This window comes from Streptomyces sp. NPDC092369, assembly GCF_044755245.1.
Lineage (GTDB): Bacteria > Actinomycetota > Actinomycetes > Streptomycetales > Streptomycetaceae > Streptomyces.
Genome location: NZ_JBIVQP010000002.1, coordinates 990,402 through 1,008,915, shown reverse-complemented (window position 1 = coordinate 1,008,915; position 18,514 = coordinate 990,402). Strand labels below are relative to the sequence as shown.

Sequence of the window (18,514 nt, the reverse complement as noted above, 5' to 3'; positions counted from 1 at the left end):
CCTGTCCGACCAGCGCTAACGCCAGTGAACCGCGCCTCCCGCGCCCGGTGCCGAGGACTCGATCTTCTCCCTGATCTCCCGCATCACCGTCACGATCCGCTCCTCGTGCGCCGTCGTCAGCCGGGCCACCGGCACCGCGCAGCTGATCGCGTCCTGGGCCGGGTCGTCGTAGCGCAGGGCGAAGCCGAAGCCGACGATGCCGAGGACGCCCTCCTCGCGGTCGATCGAGTAGCCGCGGGCACGGATCAGGGCGAGGTCGGAGGCGAGGGACTCGCGGGTGGTGCGGGTGTTGGGGGTGAGGGCCTCGTAGGGGCCCTCGGGCAGTTCCTCGTCCGGGCGCTGGGCCAGCAGCGCCTTGCCCAGCGCGCCCACGTGCGCCGGCAGCCGCCGCCCGACCCGCAGGATCGTGCGCAGGTACTCGTGCGACTCCCGGGTCGCGAGATACGCCACGTCCCCCCCGTCGAGGCGTCCCATGTGGATCGTCTCGCCGAGCGCCACGGAGGCCTCGTCGAGATACGGGCGCACGGCGCGCACGCGCGGGTCGGAGTCGAGGTAGCTGGTGCCGGTGAGCAGGGCGTGGATGCCGATGCCGTAGAGCGAACCGGTGACGTCGGTACGGACCCAGCCGCGGCTGATCAGGGTCTGGAGCAGCGCGTACATCGAGCTGCGCGGCACGTCCAGCTCGTCGGCGAGCTCCTGGAGGCGCGCGGGACGGTCGCCGCGCGCGGCGAGCAGTTCGAGCAGCTCGACCGTGCGGGCGGCGGACTTCACCTCGCGGACGCCACCGGGCTCTGACATGCGCCGATCGTAGCGAGCGTGAGCGCCCCATTGACGGTCGTGGTTCGCGTATCTAATCTCTGTTTTCATACATGGATAACGTCTACATGGGGAGATGGCCTAAGGTGCCCAAGGTGAACGTCGGAACGGAGACCGTGGTGCGCAGGCTGCGGGACGGGATGACGGGCGGTGTGCTCTCCTTCCCGCTCACCTCCTTCCACGAGGACGGCTCGCTCGACCCGGACGGCTTCCGCGCCCATGTCGCGGCACAGATCGCCACCGCACCCGGCGCCGTCTTCCCCGCCTGCGGCACCGGCGAGTTCTTCTCGCTGGACGAGGACGAGTACCGCCGGGTCGTCGCCGTCACCGTCGAGGAGGCGGCCGGCCGGCTGCCCGTGGTGGCCGGCGTCGGCTACGGCTGGGCGCAGGCCGCACGGTTCGCGCGTATCGCCGAGGAGGCCGGCGCCGACGCCCTCCTGGTCCTGCCGCACTACCTCGTCGCCGCCCCGCAGGACGGCCTGGTCGCCCAGCTGGAGCAGCTCGCCGCCCGCACCTCGCTGCCGCTCATCGCCTACCAGCGCGGCCAAGTCGCCTTCGGAATGGACGCGTTCCGGCAGATCACGCGGATCCCCGGCGTCATCGGCCTCAAGGACGGCCACAGCGACCTCGACCGCCTCCAGCGCCTCACCCTGGCCGCCCCCGAGGACTTCCTCTTCTTCAACGGCGCCTCCACCGCCGAGATCCAGGCCCGCGCCTACGCCACCGTCGGCGTCCCCGCCTACTCCTCCGCCGTCCACGCCTTCGCCCCCGAGATCGCGAACGCCTTCTTCGCCGCCCTGAGCGCCGGCGACGACGGCACGGTCGACAAGCTGCTGCGCGACTTCTACGTCCCGCTCGTCGAACTCCGCGACCGGGTACCGGGTTACGCCGTCTCGCTGGTCAAGGCCGCGGCCCGGCTGCGCGGCCGGCCCGTCGGCCCCGTCCGCGCCCCGCTCACCGACCCCTCGGCCGCCGACCTGGCCGACCTCAAGGCCCTCCTCGCCACCGGCCTCGACCTCGTAGGAGCCGCCCTGTGAACCTCGCCATCGCCGACGTCCGGCTCACGCCGATCCTCATCGCCGACCCGCCCCTGCTCAACACCCAGGGCGTACACCAGCCGTACACCCCCCGGCTGATCGTCGAGGTGGAGACGGCCGACGGGATCACCGGCGTCGGCGAGACGTACGGCGACACCAAGTACCTGGAACTGGCCCAGCCGTTCGCCGAGAAACTGAAAGGTTGTCAGATCACGGATCTGAACGGGCTGTTCACGATCGCCGACGAGGTGTCCGTGGACGACTCCCGGGTCTCCGCGCAGGTCGACGTCGGCGGGCTGCGCGGGGTCCAGACCGCCGACAAGCTGCGCCTGTCCGTCGTCTCCGGCTTCGAGGTCGCCTGCCTCGACGCCCTCGGCAAGACCCTCGGCCTGCCCGTGCACGCGCTGCTCGGGGGCAAGGTGCGGGACGCCGTCGAGTACAGCGCGTACCTGTTCTACAAGTGGGCCGACCATCCGGCGGGCGTGGCCTGCGAGAAGGACGACTGGGGGGCCGCGGTCGATCCGGCGGGGGTCGTCGAACAGGCGCGGAGGTTCAAGGAGCGCTACGGGTTCACCTCGTTCAAGCTCAAGGGCGGCGTCTTCCCGCCGGACGAGGAGATCGCCGCCGTACGGGCGTTGGCCGAGGCCTTCCCCGGACATCCGCTGCGGCTCGACCCCAACGGCGCCTGGTCCGTGGCGACTTCGCTCAAGGTGGCACAGGAGGTGGGCGGCCTTCTGGAGTACCTGGAGGACCCCGCGCTCGGCACGCCCGCCATGGCCGAGGTGTCCGCCGGGACCGACGTGCCGCTGGCCACCAACATGTGCGTGACCACCTTCGCCGAGATCAGGGAGGCGTTCTCGCGGGACGCCGTCCAGGTCGTCCTCTCCGACCACCACTACTGGGGCGGACTGCGCAACACCCAGCAACTCGCCGCCGTCTGCCGCACGTTCGGCGTCGGGGTGTCCATGCACTCGAACACGCACCTGGGGATCAGCCTGGCCGCGATGACCCACGTCGCGTCCACCGTCCCCAACCTCCACCACGCCTGCGACTCCCACTACCCCTGGCAGTCCGAGGACGTCCTCACCGAGCGCCTCACCTTCGAGGGCGGCCAGGTCACCGTCTCCGACGCACCCGGCCTGGGCGTCCAACTCGACCACGGCAAGCTGGCGTTGCTGCACCGGCGGTGGCTCGACGACGACGGTTCGCTGCGCGAGCGGGACGACGCGGCGGCGATGCGGGTCGCGGAGCCGGGGTGGGAGACGCCGAGCGTGCCTCGCTGGTAGGCGCGGACGAGGGCGGATCGGGGCGGCCGGATCCGGACGCGGGCGACGGCCGGGCGCGATCGCGGTGACGGCGCGTCGGCACGCGGTGGACCTGCGGCTCCCCGCTCCGGCGCGACCCACGGACAGGGCTGCTGCGACGGCCGGTTGTCGGTGGGGTGGTGCACACTGGCCTGATCCGCACCATGTCAGGGAGTGCACCGTGATCGCGCCCACCGGGAAGGGATCGTCGCCCACCACCTCGGGACCGCAGTGTCAGGCCGAGGTCGACCCGCTGGCCGCCGTGCGCGCACCGGGCGATCCCCCCTGGGACGTGTACCTCACGGGCACGGTCTTCCTCGACATCGTCTTCACCGGTCTGGAGACCGCCCCGGTGCGCGGGACCGAGTCCTGGGCGCGCGGGATGGGGTCCAGCCCCGGCGGTGTCGCCAACATGGCCACCGCCCTGGCCCGCCTGGGCCTGCGCACGTCCCTCGCCGCGGCCTTCGGCGACGACCACTACGGCGAGTACTGCTGGGACGCCCTGGAGCAGGGCGAGCACATCGACCTCTCCACCTCCCGCACGGTCCCCGGCTGGCACTCCCCGGTCACCGTCTCCATGGCCTACGAGGGCGAGCGCACGATGGTCTCCCACGGCCACGAGCCGCCCCCCGAGGCCGTGGCCGTCGCCAAGACCGGCGTCCTGGACAACCCGCCCCGCGCGCGTGCCGCTGTCGCCTCCCTCACGCCCGGCGAGCACGCACCCTGGATCGCCGAGGCCGCGAGCAGGGGCACCCGCGTCTTCGCCGACGTCGGCTGGGACGACACGGGCGCCTGGGACCTGGCGGGCCTGCCCGACCTCGAACACTGCGAGGCCTTCCTGCCGAACGCGGAGGAGGCCATGCGCTACACGGGCGCCAAGTCCCCCCGCGCCGCCGCCCACGCCCTCACCGAACACGTGCCGCTCGCGGTGGTGACCCTCGGTGCGGAGGGCGCCTACGCGGTCGACCGGCGGACCGGCGAGACCGCCGAGGTGCCCGCCATCGCCGTGGAGGCCCTGGACCCCACCGGCGCCGGTGACGTCTTCGTGGCCGGCTTCGTCACCGGCACCCTGGCCGACTGGCCGCTCGCGGACCGCCTCGCCTTCGCGGGCCTCACGGCGGCCCTCTCCGTCCAGGAGTTCGGCGGCTCGCTCTCGGCGCCCGGCTGGTCCGAGATCGCGGCCTGGTGGCGCAAGGTCCAGTCCGTCGAGGCCCAGGACCCGACGGCCCTCCAGCGCTACGCCTTCCTGGAGACCCTCCTCCCGAAGGCGGCGGCGAGACCGTGGCCCCTGCGCCGGGCGGTACCGACGATCGGCTTCGGCAGATCGACCTGACGGCGTTCGGTCCCTTGGGGGGGGCGCCGGGAGGGGGCGACCCGGTGGGCGGTGTCGTGGGGTGAGCTGGTCGGTCTGCCGCGTCGCGGCGCGGATCGGTGGTCCGGCGGCGGTTGCGCAGAGGGCTGGTTGTCCGGCCGGTCGGTGACCGGCCCGGCGGACGGGTGGGCAGCGCGTGCAGCGGGGCCCGGCGGACGAGTGGGCAGCGTGTTCAGGATCGGCGGTCGGGTCAGCGGTCGGCCGCCGGGTCAGCGCTCCCCGGCCCGCCCCAGCACCTCGCCGACCTGCTCATGGAGCACCTCGCGCACCTGCGCCGGCAGCGAGCCCAGTGCCGTACCGTCCAAGACATCCCGCACCGCCTCCGTGCCCGTGTCGCACGGAACGGTCTCGCTGATCACCTCGTAGCCCTCTCGTACGGCGACCCTCAGCAGGAGCCCGGCGCCCGCGGGGGCGTGGACCGCGGAGGCGACCACGTAGGGCGGGGGGCCGCCCGCCGACTCGGGGAGCTTGCGGTAGCCGCTGGCGACCGGGGTGCGCCAGTGCAGGCTCAGGAGGAGGGGCTGCTTGGCCAGCAGCTCGGCGAGGTCCGTGCGGACCGGGCCCTCCGGTGTCAGGACCAGGGCGCGGGCGCCCAGTACGAGGGCCGCGGGCAGCAGACACCGCAGCGTGCTGCCGACGATGTTCCCGCCCACCGTCGCGGTCCGCCGTACGGCCCCCGTGCCTATCCCGGCCGCCGCCCGCCGCAGTACCTCCGGCACCCGCTCGTCGATCTGGTGCAGCAGCACCGCCGCGCCCACCTCCTCGGCGCCGACGACGTTCGCCTCCGGCACCTCGCGCAGGGACACGGCCTGTTCCGGGAAACCGTCCCGTTGCCAGCCCGCCCACACAAGGGTGGCACCACCGACGGGTATCGCCCCCTCGCTCAGGCACCGCTGTGCCTCGGACACGGACGTGGGCAGACGCAGGAGCACGGCCTACCTTCTTTCTCCGAACGGACGGACGGGTCGGACGAGGCGGACGGGACGGGCGGGACGGGCGCGGACGGGATGGAGCGCCGGCGCCCTCGAACACCTGTGGCGGCACGCGAGGAACAGCACCGGAGCGCATTCTTCCCCCGCACGCGGGGGGAGCATGCAGGGCTCATCGCTTCACACAGGGCGCCTTCGCCCGTGAAAAGCCCTACGGCGTTGTCAGTGCACCGACGTACTCTTGGAGCCGTGAGGCCGCCCTCAGCTACGCGGCCGTGACGAGGAGGAATCGCAGGCCTACAGAGCCGGCCCATGACTCAGACACCCACAGCTCCCACCCCCGCGCAGGGGCAGGCCAGAGCACAGTTCACGGTCCCTGCCCAGCACCCGATGGTCACCGTGCTGGGTTCCGGCGACGCCCTCCTGCGCGTGATCGAGAAGGCCTTCCCGGCGGCCGACATCCACGTCCGGGGCAATGAGATCAACGCGGTCGGCGACGCCGGTGAAGTCGCCCTCGTCCAGCGCCTGTTCGACGAGATGATGCTGGTGCTCCGCACGGGCCAGCCGATGACGGAGGACGCAGTGGAACGCTCGATCGCCATGCTGAGGGCGAGCGAGAACGGGAAGGGCGACGGCCAGGAGACCCCGGCCGAGGTCCTCACACAGAACATCCTGTCCTCGCGCGGCCGCACCATCCGACCCAAGACCCTCAACCAGAAGCGGTACGTCGACGCGATCGACAAGCACACGATCGTCTTCGGCATCGGCCCCGCAGGCACCGGCAAGACCTACCTCGCCATGGCCAAGGCGGTGCAGGCCCTGCAGGCCAAGCAGGTCACCCGCATCATCCTCACCCGCCCCGCGGTCGAGGCGGGCGAGCGGCTCGGCTTCCTGCCGGGCACGCTCTACGAGAAGATCGACCCCTACCTGCGCCCGCTGTACGACGCGCTGCACGACATGCTGGACCCGGAGTCGATCCCGAAGCTGATGGCCGCGGGCACGATCGAGGTCGCCCCGCTGGCGTACATGCGCGGCCGTACGCTCAACGACGCCTTCATCATCCTGGACGAGGCCCAGAACACGAGCCCCGAGCAGATGAAGATGTTCCTCACCCGGCTCGGCTTCGAGTCGAAGATCGTGATCACCGGTGACGTGACGCAGGTCGACCTGCCGAGCGGCACCAAGAGCGGTCTGCGCCAGGTGCAGGACATCCTCGAAGGGGTCGACGACGTCCACTTCTCGCGGCTGTCGTCGCAGGATGTCGTACGGCACAAGCTGGTCGGCCGTATCGTCGACGCGTACGAGAAGTACGACAGCGAGAACGGTACGGAGAACGGCACCCACAAGGGCGCCCGTAACAAGCGGAAGTAGACCAGCACGACCATGTCGATCGACGTCAACAACGAGTCCGGAACCGAGGTCGACGAGCAGGCGATCCTCGACATCGCCCGCTACGCGCTCGCTCGGATGCGTATCCACCCGCTCTCCGAGCTCTCGGTGATCGTCGTGGACGACGACGCCATGGAGCAGTTGCACATCCAGTGGATGGACCTGCCGGGGCCCACCGACGTGATGTCGTTCCCGATGGACGAGCTGCGTCCGCCGGCGAAGGACGACGAGGAGCCGGTGCAGGGGCTGCTCGGGGACATCGTGCTGTGTCCCGAGGTCGCCAAGAAGCAGGGTGAGGAAGCGCCGACGCGGCACTCCATGGACGAGGAGCTCCAACTGCTCACCGTCCATGGGGTGTTGCACCTGCTGGGCTACGACCACGAGGAGCCGGACGAGAAGGCCGAGATGTTCGGTCTGCAGGCCGCCATCGTGGACGGCTGGCGTGCGGAGAAGGGCATGACCGGCCCCTCTCCGGCCCCGACCGTCTCATGAGCCCGCAGATCGTCGCGGGCGCCGTCGCGCTGGTCGTCGTCGCCTGGCTCGCCGCCTGCGCGGAGGCGGGCCTCGCGCGCGTGTCCAGCTTCCGGGCCGAGGAGGCCGTCAAGTCCGGCCGCCGGGGCAGCGCGAAGCTGGCGCAGGTCGCGGCCGACCCGACGCGCTATCTGAACGTCGCCCTGCTGGTCCGGGTGGCCTGCGAGATGGCGGCCGCCGCGCTGGTGACGTACGCGTGCCTCCAGGAGTTCCCCGGCACCACCGAGGCCCTCCTGGTCGCGATCGGCGTGATGGTCCTGGTGTCGTACGTGGCCGTCGGGGTCTCCCCGCGCACCATCGGCCGCCAGCATCCGCTGAACACGGCGACCGCGGCGGCGTACGTGCTGGTGCCGCTCGCCCGGATCATGGGTCCGATCCCGTATCTGCTGATCCTCATCGGCAACGCGCTCACCCCCGGCAAGGGGTTCCGCCGCGGTCCCTTCGCCTCCGAGGCGGAGCTGCGCGCGCTGGTCGACCTCGCCGAGAAGGAGTCGCTGATCGAGGACGACGAGCGCCGCATGGTGCACTCGGTCTTCGAACTGGGCGACACGCTCGTACGGGAGGTCATGGTCCCGCGGACCGACCTCGTCGTCATCGAGCGCTACAAGACGATCCGCCAGGCCCTCACCCTCGCCCTGCGGTCGGGTTTCTCGCGCATCCCGGTGACCGGGGAGAGCGAGGACGACATCGTCGGGATCGTGTACCTGAAGGACCTGGCCCGCAAGACGCACATCAGCCGGGACGCGGAGAGCGAGCTGGTGTCCACGGCCATGCGCCCCGCCGCCTTCGTGCCCGACACGAAGAACGCGGGCGATCTGCTGCGCGAGATGCAGCAGGACCGCAATCACGTCGCCGTCGTCATCGACGAGTACGGCGGCACGGCCGGCATCGTCACCATCGAGGACATCCTGGAGGAGATCGTCGGCGAGATCACGGACGAGTACGACCGTGAACTCCCGCCGGTCGAGGACCTCGGCGACGACCGTTACCGCGTCACGTCCCGCCTCGACATCACCGACCTGGGCGAGCTGTACGGCCTGGAGGAGTACGACGACGAGGACGTCGAGACCGTCGGCGGCCTCCTCGCCAAGGCCCTGGGCCGAGTGCCCATCGCGGGCGCCTCCAGCGTGGTCGACCTGCCGGACGGGCGCGAACTGCGCCTGACCGCCGAGGACTCGGCCGGCCGCCGCAACAAGATCGTCACGGTCCTGGTGGAGCCGGTGGACCCGGCCGGCACCGAGGCGAAGCCGAAGGAGTGACGGGAGAGTGGGGCAGGGGTGACGCACGCCGACGGGGGACCGGTGGCCCGGATGCGGGTGACCAACAGCGGTACGGCGATGCTGGAGTTGATCCTGGAGCCGTACGGCAGCGACCACTGGCTGCGGCCCGGGGAGACGTTCGTGGTGGAGACGTACGGCTTCGGACCCGGCGATCCCTTCGAGGTCGAGCACGAGCCGGCGCGGGTGACGGTGTATCTCGACGGGCACGGGGACGTGCTCGACGTCCACGGTGCCGAGGTCGAGTGCGGCCACGGCCGTCCCACGAGCGCCGAGGAGGCGACCGTATGACCCCCGACCGACTGCGCGACCTCTGCCTCTCCTTCAACGCGGCCGTGGAGGACTTCCCCTTCACCCCCGAGACCTCCGTCTTCAAGGTGCTCGGCAAGCTGTTCGCGCTGACCCGGCTCGACGGCAGCCCGCTCACCGTGAACCTCAAGTGCGACCCCGAGGACGCGGTGCGGCTGCGGGAGGAGTACCCGGGGCTGATCATCCCCGGCTACCACATGAACAAGCGGCACTGGAACACGGTCACGGTCGACGGAGAGCTCCCGGACCGGGTGGTCCGGGAGCTCGTGGAGGACTCGTACGACCTGGTGGTGGCCGGTCTACCGCGCGCCGAGCGGCTCCGCCTCGACCGCCCCTGAGCGCACCCGCAGGCCAAGCGCGACCAGTGCGGCGGCGGCCAGCACGATCACCGAGTCGATCGCCAGGACCGTGTGCACGCCGGACAGCAGGTCGTCCGAGGTGGTGGCCAGGACACCCAGGAGCGGGATGCCGACGGTGATGCCGATCTGCTGGGTGGAGGTGACCAGGCCGGTGGCCAGGCCCTGTTCCGCGTCCGGGACGCCCGAGGTGACGGTGACGCCGTAGGAGATGATCGCGCCCAGGTGGCACATGCTCGCCAGCGAGACGGCGGTCGTGGCGAGCCAGACCGACCAGGTGTGGGCGTTCAGGCCCAACAGGGCGGTGACCAGGGCGCCTTGACCGGCCAGCGAGAGGGCGAGGGTGCGGCGGGCGCCGAGCCGGCCGATGACCTTCGGGGCGTACGTGCCCGCCACCGCCGACAGCACGCCCTGGACGCCGAAGACAAGACCCGTCTCGAAGGCGGACAGGCCGAGGACCTCCTGCAAGTACAGGGTCAGGACGAAGACGACCGTCGACATCATCGAGAAGGTGACCAGACCGCCGATGTTGCCCCACGCCACCGTGCGGCGGCGCAGCATCGGAAGAGAGACCAGGGGCTGGGCGGTACGGGACTCGACGGCCACGAACGCGGTCAGCAGCAGGACGCCCGCGACGAGGGTGACGATGACGTCCGCGCCGCCGAAGCCGCGGTCGGCGGCCGTGGACAGGGCGTAGATCAGGGCGAGCAGGCCCGCGGTGACGGTGATCGCGCCGGGGATGTCCAGGCGCGGGCGGTCGGGGGTGCGGGACTCGGGGAGCAGGGCGGGGGCCAGCGGCAGGACGATCAGGGCGAAGACGGAGAGCAGGCCCATCGTGGAGCGCCAGCCGAGCGCGTCGGTCAGCACACCGCCCGCGACCATGCCGACGGTGAAGCCCAGCGAGAGCAGGGTGCCGGAGATGCCCAGGGCGCGGTCGCGGGCCGGCCCCTCCGGGAAGGTCGTCGTCAGCAGGGACATGCCGGTCGGCACGATCGCCGCCGCGCCCAGCCCCTGCAGCGCCCGGCCGGCCAGGAAGGACGCCGGGTCCCAGGCGAAGGTGGCCAGCAGCGAGGCCACGCCGAACAGGGCCAGCCCGGTCAGGAACAGCCTGCGGCGGCCGTACAGGTCGCCGATGCGGCCGAAGAGCAGCAGGAACCCGCCGGACGGGAGCGCGAACGCCGTCACCGCCCACTGCAGGGCCGAGGTGCTCATGCCCAGGTCCGGGCCGAGGACCGGCAGGGCGACGTTCAGGACGGAGAAGTCGAGGGCGACCATGAACTGGGCCGCGCACAGGACGAACAGGACGAGCTTGTCCCGCGTGGACAGCCGGGGAGTGCCGTGCGGAGGGGTGGACGGAGTGGTCGGGGTCGTGGTCTCGATCGCCATGGCAAGAGCATCGGGCGGCCGGAATAAGCGTGGGGAGTCGGAACTTATCGTGGTGGTGGCACCACCAGACAGAGGGGGATCTGTACGTGGCTGAGGACGTGGGCAGGAGCCATCGGCGGACCGAGTTGCGCGAGTTCCTGATGAGCAGGCGGGCCCGGGTGAGCCCGGCCGAGGCGGGACTGCCCGACGGCGGCGCCCGGCGCCGGACACCGGGGCTGCGCCGCGAGGAGGTCGCGGTGCTGGCCGGTGTGGGCGCCTCCTGGTACCAGTGGCTGGAGCAGGGCCGGGACATCTCGGTCTCCCCGCAGGTCCTGGACGCCGTGGCCCGGGTGCTGCGGCTGAGCGGCACCGAGCGCCGGCATCTGTACGTGCTGGCCGGGCTGAACCCGCCGGTGCCCGAAGTGGCCCCGGAGAAGCGGGACATGTGCGAGGGGCTGCGCCGGCTGATCGACACGTGGATGCCGTATCCGGCGCACATCATGGACGCGTACTACAACTGCGTGCAGTACAACGCGGCCGCCGCGATCGTGCTCGGCATGCGGCAGGAGGGCACGCAGAACTGCCTCGTCGACTTCTTCACCGACCCGCTGTACCGGTCCCGCTCCAAGAGCTGGGAGAAGAACGCGCGGACGGTCGTCGCGCAGTTCCGGGCGGCTTCCTCGGCGCGGCCCGACGACGAGGGGTACCAGGAGCTGCTGGACCGACTGCACGCGGACAGCCCGGAGTTCGCCGCACTGTGGGCGGAGCGGGACATCGAGGACGCCGGGCAGATCCGCAAGGAACTGGACCATCCGCTGGCCGGGCTGCTGGTCGTGGAGTCGACGGCGATGCGGGTCCCGGCCCGCCCCGACCTGACGATCGTGCTGCACACCCCGCTGGACGAGGCGAACACCGCGGCCAAGCTGGAGTGGCTGGCCTCCCCGCAGGCGCGGCGCGGGGCGATGTACCCCGTGGCGGGCTGAGGCCGGGCGCCCGGGGTGACGCGAGGTGCCCCCGCGGCCGGGTGAGGGCACCGGTTCTTCGTATGCTCTGGGCATGACCGACAGCAACGCGCTCGACCCCGAGGACCGCAAGATCGTCACCCTGGCCCGCTCCGCGCGGGCCCGCAACGGTGTGCCCGAGGGGGCGGCCGTACGGGACGACACCGGCCGTACGTATGTCGCCGGGACCGTCGAGCTTCGGTCACTGAAGCTGAGCGCGCTGCGGACGGCGGTGGCGATGGCGGTGGCTTCCGGGGCGAAGTCGCTGGAGGCGGCGGCGGTCGTCACGGAGGGCGACGCGGTGCCGGACGAGGATCGCGCGGCGGTGGCTGACCTGGGCGGAGCCGCGACACCCGTGCTGCTGGTCGGGCCCGACGGCGCCGTGCGCAGCACCGTGACCGCAGGCTGAAAACCGCTCTTTTCAGAGTCGGCCGGAATTCAACCTTGCCGCCTCCGTGTCTCTCACGCATCAATGGAACCGTCAGTTCCGACGGACCGTCAGATTCAGGCACCCAGCTCCACCACCCCCCACTCGGCGCCCCGCACCGCGCCCGCCTGTGGCCCGTTCGGACTCTCCCATCCATCCCCACATGGCAATTCCCGTACGGGAAGGGAGCCGGATCCCCATGAACGGCAAACGAATCAGCACAGGTGCGGCGATGGCGGTAGGGGCCCTCGCGGCCGCTTCGCTCGCGTTCGCGCCCAGCGCCCTCGCCGTCACCCCGCAGGAGGCGACGATCAACGCCGACTGCGGCATCTTCGGCGGCGGCCAGGCCACCCTCACGGCAACCCAGGACGGCACGGCGGCCACCATCACCGTCACGTCCGCGATCACCGCTCCGATCGCCCTGTCGGAGGACTCCATCTCCTCCACGCTCACCCTGGTGAACGCGAACGGCACCACCACCGCCTTCACCGGTACGGAGAACCCGGCGATGGCCACCGGTGACCCCGTCACCGTCGGTCCGCTCAACGGCACCGTGGCCTCCGGCGACAGCCTGGAGGCCTTCGGCGGCTCGCTGCAGATGACCATCTTCGGCATCAACGTCACGTGTACGGCGACCGCGGCGCAGTCGCCCGGCCCGTTCGTGTTCGACTGATGTAGTTCGTTGATGAGCCGTCAGTTCCCGTGCACCGCACAGGAACTGACGGCTCATCAGTTCTTTTCGGTGTCTCCATTGACTTCTCACGCGATCCGCACATCAATGCCCCCAGCGAGCACAGAGAAGAGGGGGCACACCCATGGGTTCGCACAACCGAAGACGCCGCTGGGCGTCACTGCTCGCGGGAACCGCACTCGCGGTCACCGCGGGCGGCGCGCTGGCCTGTCCGGCCGGCGCAGCGGGTACGAACGTGGACTTCGGCACGCACTGCATCCCGCCCGCCATCGCCGGCATCCCGCCGATCGACGGCACCACCACCGCCAGCGTCTCGGCGGACAACACCAGCCCGAAGGTCGGCGACACCGTCACGGTGACGTACACCGTGGTCAAGCCGGCCGCCAACAATCCGACGGCCATCGCCCTGCCGGCCGACATCATGACGCCCACCGGAAAGGTCACCCTCGGCGGCGCGCAGACCGGTTCCGTGACCGTCACCGGCCCCAAGAAGAACGACCCGGTGCCCGGCAACGGCGCCTTCCCGTCGTTCTCCATGACCGGCACCTTCACGGTCACCGCGCCCGGCGCGATCACCCTCTCGCCCGGCGACTACAACATCCACACCAGCTACATCCTGGAGCTGGACACCCCCTGTACGGTGATCACCCCGCCGGCGCCGGTCTCCCAGACCGTGACCGCGACGGACGCCCATCCGACCAACAACCGTGCCATCTCGCTGGGTTCGGCCTCCGGGAACCCCGGTGCCGCCGTCACCGTGAGCGGCACCGCCTTCACGCCGGGCGCGACCGTCACCCTGGCCGGGCGCTCCGGGTCCACCCAGACCGCGGACACGGCGACCGTGACGGCCGGCAGCAACGGCGCCTTCAGCGGCTCGCTCGTCGTCAACGACAAGACGACCACCGGGATCGTGGCCTACGAGGGCAGCGCGTGGACCGCCGAGAAGGGCGCGGGCCCCGCGGCCTACCTCGTCAACGACACCACGCCCGTGCCGGACGGCAGCCAGAAGCTGACCACGACCGTGAAGGCGGGGACGCTGTCCATGTCCCAGGCCGGCGACTCCGTGGCACTGTCGGCGGTCGACTTCGGCCGCGGCGGGGCCTCCACCGGGGCCCTGAACTCGGTCACCGTCAAGGACTACCGCGGCGGCCCCGCGGGCTGGTCCCTGACCGGCAAGGTCACCGACTTCACCGGTCCCGGCGCCAAGATCGATGCCGGGAAGCTGAGTTGGAGCCCGGCCTGCACCACCAAGGCAGGCAGTCCGAGCACCTGCCAGGCCGGTTCCGCCGGTTCGGTGGGACTCTCGGGCGCGACCCTGGCGGCCGCACCCGACGGGACGGTCACCGGCGGTGAGTTCACCGTCGACGCCGGACTGTCGCTGGACGTACCGGCGTTCACGCCTCCGGGCTCGTACTCCGGAGTCCTGACCCTCACGCTCAGCTGACGGTACGGGCGTCCGCACCCGCCCGTCCTTCCTCTTCCCGGCCTTCCTCTCGGCCCTTCTTTCTTCCGTGGTCTCGTCCGTGGGGGTCCGCACCCATGCGCAAGCTGTACGTCCTCCTCCTGGGCCTCCTGCTCGCCTGGCAGGCCGCGCCCGCGCACGCCGCCGACAACGGCAGCTGGTCCGTCTATCCCGTCTCCTCGGCCGTCTCCGCGCGGCCCTATTTCTATCTCTCCGCCGATCCCGGGCAGACCGTCGACGACAAGGTGGTCGTCGCCAACAAGACCGGCAAGCCGCTGACCTTCCGGCTGTACGCGGCCGACGCCTACAACACCGCGCGCGACGGCGGGTTCGCGGTGCGGACCGTGCGGGAGAAGATGCGCGGGGTGGGCGCGTGGGCGAAGCCCGCGAAAACCCGGGTCACCGTGCCGGCCCACAAAACGGTCACCGTCCCCTTCACGCTGCAGGTGCCCGAGGGTGCCGAACCGGGCGACCACCCGGGCGCGTTGGTCGCGCTGGACGAGCGGATCGACAAGGGCGACGGGTCACTGGCCCTGGGTGTGCAGCGCGCGGTCGCCGCCCGGGTGTACCTCCGGGTGGGCGGGCCGACCGTCCCCGCGCTCGCCGTCGAACACGTCCGCGTCATCCACCACCAGCCGCTGCTACCGGGGTTGGGGGACAGCGACGCGACGATCTCCTACACCCTCCACAACACCGGCAACGTCACCCTCGATCCGAAGGTGACACTCAGGGCGAAGGGTCTCTTCGGCCGCACCCTGCTGTCCCGCGGCCTGACCCGGATCCCCTCCGAACTGCTGCCCGGACAGAGCGTGAAGCTCAGCGAGCCGTGGAAGGACGCGCCCCAACTCGACTGGGGGGACGTCACGTTGACCGCGAGCGCGCCGGGCACGCGGCAGTCGGAGAGCGCCTCGTTCTTCGCGCTGCCCTGGCTCGCGGCGGCCCTGCTGCTGGCCGTGGGGTTCGTGGCCGGGGTGCTGGCGGTCAGAGCGCGTCGGGACCGCGCTCGCCCGTCCGCACGCGTACGACCGTCTCGACCGGCATCGCCCACACCTTCCCGTCCCCGATCTTCCCCGTCCGCGCGGCTTTGACGACCGCTTCCAGAACGGGCTCCGCGTCGGCGTCCTCGACGACGACCTCGATCCGGACCTTGGGCACGAGGTCGACCTGGTACTCGGCGCCGCGGTAGACCTCGGTGTGGCCGCGCTGACGGCCGTACCCGCTGGCCTCGGTCACGGTCAGACCGTGCACGCCGAGCTCCCGCAGGGCGGTCTTCACCTCGTCGAGGCGGTGCGGTTTCACGATCGCGGTGATGAGCTTCATGCCGCGCACCATACGGCCCGGGCCGGTCCGTCCCGGGCCCCGGGTGCACGCTTGTACGGCGTGGGCTCGTGGATCAGGGAGAATGGGCGCCATGAGCGTTCGCACCCAGTCATCCGAGCAGCCGGCCGAGTCCGCCCACCGCGCCGGCTTCGCCTGCTTCGTGGGCCGCCCCAACGCGGGCAAGTCCACCCTTACGAACGCTCTGGTCGGCCAGAAGGTCGCGATCACCGCGAACCAGCCGCAGACCACGCGGCACACGGTACGGGGGATCGTGCACCGGCCCGACGCCCAGCTGATCCTGGTCGACACCCCGGGGCTGCACAAGCCGCGCACGCTGCTGGGGCAGCGGCTCAACGACGTCGTGCGCACCACCTGGGCCGAGGTCGACGTGATCGGCTTCTGTCTGCCGGCGAACGAGAAGCTCGGCCCCGGTGACCGTTTCATCGCGAAGGAACTGGCGGGGATCAAGAAGACCCCGAAGGTCGCCATCGTCACGAAGACGGACCTCGTCGACTCCAAGACCCTCGCCGAGCAGCTCATCGCCATCGACCAGCTCGGCAAGGAGCTGGGCTTCGAGTGGGCGGAGATCGTGCCGGTCTCGGCGGTCGCGGACCAGCAGGTCGGCCTGCTCGCCGACCTCCTCATCCCCCTCCTCCCGGAGGGCCCGGCCCTCTACCCCGAGGGTGACCTCACCGACGAGCCCGAGCAGGTCATGATCGCGGAACTGATCCGCGAGGCCGCGCTGGAGGGCGTCCGCGACGAGCTGCCGCACTCCATCGCCGTCGTCGTCGAGGAGATGCTTCCCCGCGAGGACCGCCCCGCCGACAAGCCGCTCCTCGACATCCACGCCTTCGTCTACATCGAGCGCCCCAGCCAGAAGGGCATCATCATCGGCCCGAAGGGCGCCCGCCTGAAGCAGGTCGGCATCAAGTCCCGCAAGCAGATCGAGGCGCTGCTGGGCACACCGGTGTTCCTGGACCTGCACGTGAAGGTGGCGAAGGACTGGCAGCGGGACCCTCGGCAGCTGCGCAAGCTGGGCTTCTAGCGTGCTGTCCCCTGCGGGGACATGTCCTGGAGGCCGACCACCTTCAGCAGCCGCAGGCGTTCGTACGACTCCGTCCCCGGGCGGGCCGTGTGGATGACGAGGTGGTGGCGGTGGTCCGAGCCCAGCAGGATCTCGCAGTCGAGTTCGAGCAGGCCCACCAGCGGGTGTTGGAAGCGTTTGGTGGTGAACCGGCGTACCGCCACCTCGTGTTCGTTCCAGAGGGCGGCGAACTCCTCGCTGGACGCCCGTAGTTCGGCGACCAGCGCGGCCGGTTCCGGGTCGTCGGGGCGGGCCGCGGCGACCGCGCGGAGGTTGGCCACGTGGGCGCGGGCATGGTCGGGACGGTCCTCCGGCGGGAAGAGCGCGCCGCCGTCCTCGTCGAGGAAGAAGCGGCGGAGCATGTTGCGCTCCCGGGGCGGGCGGGCGGACGTGTCACCCGACAGCGCCCTCGACATCGCGTTCTGCGCGAGCAGCTCACCGCAGTCCGTCACCACCATGGCGGGGGTGTCGTGCAGGCGGTCCAGGACCAGGAGCAGACCCGGGCGGACATGCGTCGACGGGCTCTCGCGGCGGGGTGGCTCCTCGCCCGCCAGGTGGAACAGGTGGTCGCGTTCGTCGTCCGTCAGGCGCAGACCGCGCGCCAGCGCCGTCAGCATCTGGCGGGACGGGTGCGGGCCCCGGGACTGCTCCAGGCGCGTGTAGTAGTCCACGGACATGCCCACCAGCTGTGCCACCTCCTCGCGGCGCAGCCCCGGCGTGCGGCGGCGCGGGCCGGCGGTGAGGCCCACGTCCGACGGGTTCAGTCGGGCTCGGCCGCGGCGCAGGAAGTCGGCGAGTTCGGTTCGGTCCACCCCTCCAGCGTGCGGCACGCGGTCCGGCTTATCCAGGGACCGCCGATCCCCCGATCACCAGGTCTCTCCCGGTCCCGGCCCGGGCGCCGGACTGTGGTCGGTGACGAGAGGAGCACATCATGCTGACGTTGGTGACAGGCACGACCGGTCAGGTGGGCCGGCGGTTGGTCCCGAGGCTGCTGGCACAGGCACGGCCGGGGGAGGTCGTACGGGTCCTGGTGCGGGACGCGGCGAGGGGCGAGCGGTTCGCCGAACTGGGCGCCGAGGTCGTGGTCGGCGACCTGCGGGACGAGGTGGCGCTGGGCAAGGCGGTGACCGGGGCGGACGCGGTGCTGAATGTCGCCGCCTCCTTCCGCGGGGTGCCGGACGAGGAGGCGTGGGCCGTCAACCGGGATGCGGCCATCGCCCTGGGGCGTGCCGCGCTGGCCTCAGGAGTGGGGCGGTTCGTGCAGGTCAGCACCGGGATGGTGTACGGCGTCGGGCGGGGCCGCCCGCTCGTCGAGGAGGACGAGAGCCGGCCCGGCGGCCAGATGTGGGGCGCCTACAACGAGTCGAAGGTGGCGGCGGAGCGGGAACTGCTCGCGCTGGAGGGCATGGACGTGCGCGTCGGCCGGCTCCCCTTCGTCTACGGCGAGGGGGACCCGCACCTGGCCAACGCCCTGATGTGGGCCAGCAATTGGGCGCCCGCCCAGCGACTGCAGATGGGCCATCACGCGGACGTCGCCCAGGGCCTGCTGCGGCTGCTGTACGCGCCGGGAGTCGCCGGGCGGATCTACAACATCGCCGACGACGCCCCCGTCACGACGGTCGAGCTCTACCAGCTCAACGGCGTCGACGTACCGGCTGACCTACAGGACAACCCGGACCCCGATCCGTGGTTCGGCATCATGTCCACCCAGCGGATCCGCCGGGATCTGGGCTACCGGCCCCTCTATCCGAGCGTGTGGTCCGCCCGGGACGCCGGAGCGCTCTGACACCGGGGGTGCCGGGGGTGCCGGGGGCGTCGGCCCACGACCCCGGCACCGAAGGCCC

General features: G+C 71.5%; 20 protein-coding genes. 15 read left to right on the top strand and 5 right to left on the bottom strand.

What is annotated here, in order from left to right; genetic code table 11:
* Nucleotides 1-15: 15 nt before the first annotated feature.
* Nucleotides 16-798 (bottom strand): IclR family transcriptional regulator, encoded by a 783-nt coding sequence (locus ACIQI8_RS14235; protein ID WP_402348968.1) that lies wholly within the window; start codon nt 796-798, stop codon nt 16-18.
* Between the two features lie 86 nt (nt 799-884).
* Between ACIQI8_RS14235 and ACIQI8_RS14230 the strand changes: the two genes are divergently transcribed.
* The 3 genes from ACIQI8_RS14230 (at nt 885) to ACIQI8_RS14220 (ending at nt 4,490) form a co-directional block, all read left to right on the top strand.
* On the top strand, nt 885-1,853 hold the full coding sequence (locus ACIQI8_RS14230; RefSeq protein ID WP_402348965.1) for a 5-dehydro-4-deoxyglucarate dehydratase: 969 nt from the start codon (nt 885-887) through the stop codon (nt 1,851-1,853).
* Complete coding sequence (locus tag ACIQI8_RS14225) at nt 1,850-3,139, top strand: glucarate dehydratase family protein (RefSeq protein WP_402348962.1); 1,290 nt, start codon at nt 1,850-1,852, stop codon at nt 3,137-3,139. The genes ACIQI8_RS14230 and ACIQI8_RS14225 overlap by 4 nt, the downstream gene beginning before the upstream one ends.
* Before the next feature lie 199 nt (nt 3,140-3,338).
* Nucleotides 3,339-4,490: a carbohydrate kinase family protein gene (locus tag ACIQI8_RS14220; protein WP_402348959.1), complete on the top strand. Its 1,152-nt coding sequence runs from the start codon at nt 3,339-3,341 to the stop codon at nt 4,488-4,490.
* A gap of 248 nt (nt 4,491-4,738) precedes the next feature.
* Here the strand turns inward: ACIQI8_RS14220 and ACIQI8_RS14215 are convergent, their stop codons facing one another.
* A complete protein-coding gene (locus ACIQI8_RS14215; RefSeq protein WP_402348956.1) occupies nt 4,739-5,461 on the bottom strand; it encodes an FAD binding domain-containing protein in 723 nt (240 codons plus the stop codon).
* Nucleotides 5,462-5,770: 309 nt separating this feature from the next.
* On the opposite strand from ACIQI8_RS14215, the gene ACIQI8_RS14210 reads away from it, so the two are divergent.
* Genes ACIQI8_RS14210 through ACIQI8_RS14190 form a run of 5 tightly spaced genes read left to right on the top strand, consistent with a single transcriptional unit; the run spans nt 5,771 to nt 9,302 of the window.
* Nucleotides 5,771-6,829, top strand: a complete 1,059-nt coding sequence (locus ACIQI8_RS14210) for a PhoH family protein (RefSeq protein ID WP_123999880.1) — start codon at nt 5,771-5,773, stop codon at nt 6,827-6,829.
* A gap of 12 nt (nt 6,830-6,841) precedes the next feature.
* On the top strand, nt 6,842-7,339 hold the full coding sequence (gene ybeY / locus ACIQI8_RS14205; RefSeq protein ID WP_123999879.1) for an rRNA maturation RNase YbeY: 498 nt from the start codon (nt 6,842-6,844) through the stop codon (nt 7,337-7,339).
* Nucleotides 7,336-8,637: a hemolysin family protein gene (locus tag ACIQI8_RS14200; RefSeq protein ID WP_402348951.1), complete on the top strand. Its 1,302-nt coding sequence runs from the start codon at nt 7,336-7,338 to the stop codon at nt 8,635-8,637. The genes ybeY and ACIQI8_RS14200 overlap by 4 nt, the downstream gene beginning before the upstream one ends.
* A gap of 18 nt (nt 8,638-8,655) precedes the next feature.
* On the top strand, nt 8,656-8,946 hold the full coding sequence (locus ACIQI8_RS14195) for a hypothetical protein (RefSeq protein ID WP_402348948.1): 291 nt from the start codon (nt 8,656-8,658) through the stop codon (nt 8,944-8,946).
* Nucleotides 8,943-9,302 carry an MmcQ/YjbR family DNA-binding protein gene (locus ACIQI8_RS14190; RefSeq protein ID WP_402348945.1) on the top strand — a complete coding sequence of 120 codons (360 nt, stop codon included), beginning with the start codon at nt 8,943-8,945 and terminating at the stop codon, nt 9,300-9,302. Before ACIQI8_RS14195 ends, ACIQI8_RS14190 begins: the two co-directional genes overlap by 4 nt.
* On the opposite strand, the gene ACIQI8_RS14185 is transcribed toward ACIQI8_RS14190, so the two are convergent.
* Nucleotides 9,264-10,706, bottom strand: coding sequence for an MFS transporter (locus tag ACIQI8_RS14185; RefSeq protein WP_402348942.1), 1,443 nt, complete (start codon nt 10,704-10,706; stop codon nt 9,264-9,266). The two genes, ACIQI8_RS14190 and ACIQI8_RS14185, sit on opposite strands and share 39 nt — an antisense overlap.
* 140 nt (nt 10,707-10,846) lie before the next feature.
* On the opposite strand from ACIQI8_RS14185, the gene ACIQI8_RS14180 reads away from it, so the two are divergent.
* The 5 genes from ACIQI8_RS14180 to ACIQI8_RS14160 all read left to right on the top strand — a co-directional run bounded on the left by ACIQI8_RS14180 (nt 10,847) and on the right by ACIQI8_RS14160 (nt 15,354).
* Nucleotides 10,847-11,668 (top strand): helix-turn-helix domain-containing protein, encoded by an 822-nt coding sequence (locus ACIQI8_RS14180; protein WP_124000428.1) that lies wholly within the window; start codon nt 10,847-10,849, stop codon nt 11,666-11,668.
* A 73-nt stretch (nt 11,669-11,741) separates the two neighbouring features.
* Nucleotides 11,742-12,095 carry a cytidine deaminase gene (locus ACIQI8_RS14175; protein ID WP_402348939.1) on the top strand — a complete coding sequence of 118 codons (354 nt, stop codon included), beginning with the start codon at nt 11,742-11,744 and terminating at the stop codon, nt 12,093-12,095.
* Nucleotides 12,096-12,312: 217 nt separating this feature from the next.
* Complete coding sequence (locus ACIQI8_RS14170; RefSeq protein WP_402348936.1) at nt 12,313-12,786, top strand: hypothetical protein; 474 nt, start codon at nt 12,313-12,315, stop codon at nt 12,784-12,786.
* Nucleotides 12,787-12,928: 142 nt separating this feature from the next.
* Complete coding sequence (locus ACIQI8_RS14165) at nt 12,929-14,248, top strand: beta-xylosidase (protein WP_402348933.1); 1,320 nt, start codon at nt 12,929-12,931, stop codon at nt 14,246-14,248.
* A 95-nt stretch (nt 14,249-14,343) separates the two neighbouring features.
* Complete coding sequence (locus ACIQI8_RS14160; protein ID WP_402348930.1) at nt 14,344-15,354, top strand: WxL protein peptidoglycan domain-containing protein; 1,011 nt, start codon at nt 14,344-14,346, stop codon at nt 15,352-15,354.
* Here the strand turns inward: ACIQI8_RS14160 and ACIQI8_RS14155 are convergent.
* Nucleotides 15,248-15,586 (bottom strand): P-II family nitrogen regulator, encoded by a 339-nt coding sequence (locus tag ACIQI8_RS14155; protein ID WP_402348927.1) that lies wholly within the window; start codon nt 15,584-15,586, stop codon nt 15,248-15,250. The genes ACIQI8_RS14160 and ACIQI8_RS14155 overlap by 107 nt on opposite strands.
* 82 nt (nt 15,587-15,668) lie before the next feature.
* Here ACIQI8_RS14155 and era point away from each other — a divergent pair, with 82 nt between their 5' ends.
* Complete coding sequence (era, locus tag ACIQI8_RS14150; RefSeq protein WP_402348924.1) at nt 15,669-16,631, top strand: GTPase Era; 963 nt, start codon at nt 15,669-15,671, stop codon at nt 16,629-16,631.
* Here the strand turns inward: era and ACIQI8_RS14145 are convergent.
* Nucleotides 16,628-17,482: a helix-turn-helix transcriptional regulator gene (locus ACIQI8_RS14145; protein WP_402348921.1), complete on the bottom strand. Its 855-nt coding sequence runs from the start codon at nt 17,480-17,482 to the stop codon at nt 16,628-16,630. The two genes, era and ACIQI8_RS14145, sit on opposite strands and share 4 nt — an antisense overlap.
* Nucleotides 17,483-17,601: 119 nt before the next feature.
* On the opposite strand from ACIQI8_RS14145, the gene ACIQI8_RS14140 reads away from it, so the two are divergent.
* Nucleotides 17,602-18,456, top strand: a complete 855-nt coding sequence (locus ACIQI8_RS14140) for an NAD-dependent epimerase/dehydratase family protein (protein ID WP_402348918.1) — start codon at nt 17,602-17,604, stop codon at nt 18,454-18,456.
* The last annotated feature ends 58 nt before the right edge of the window (nt 18,457-18,514 follow it).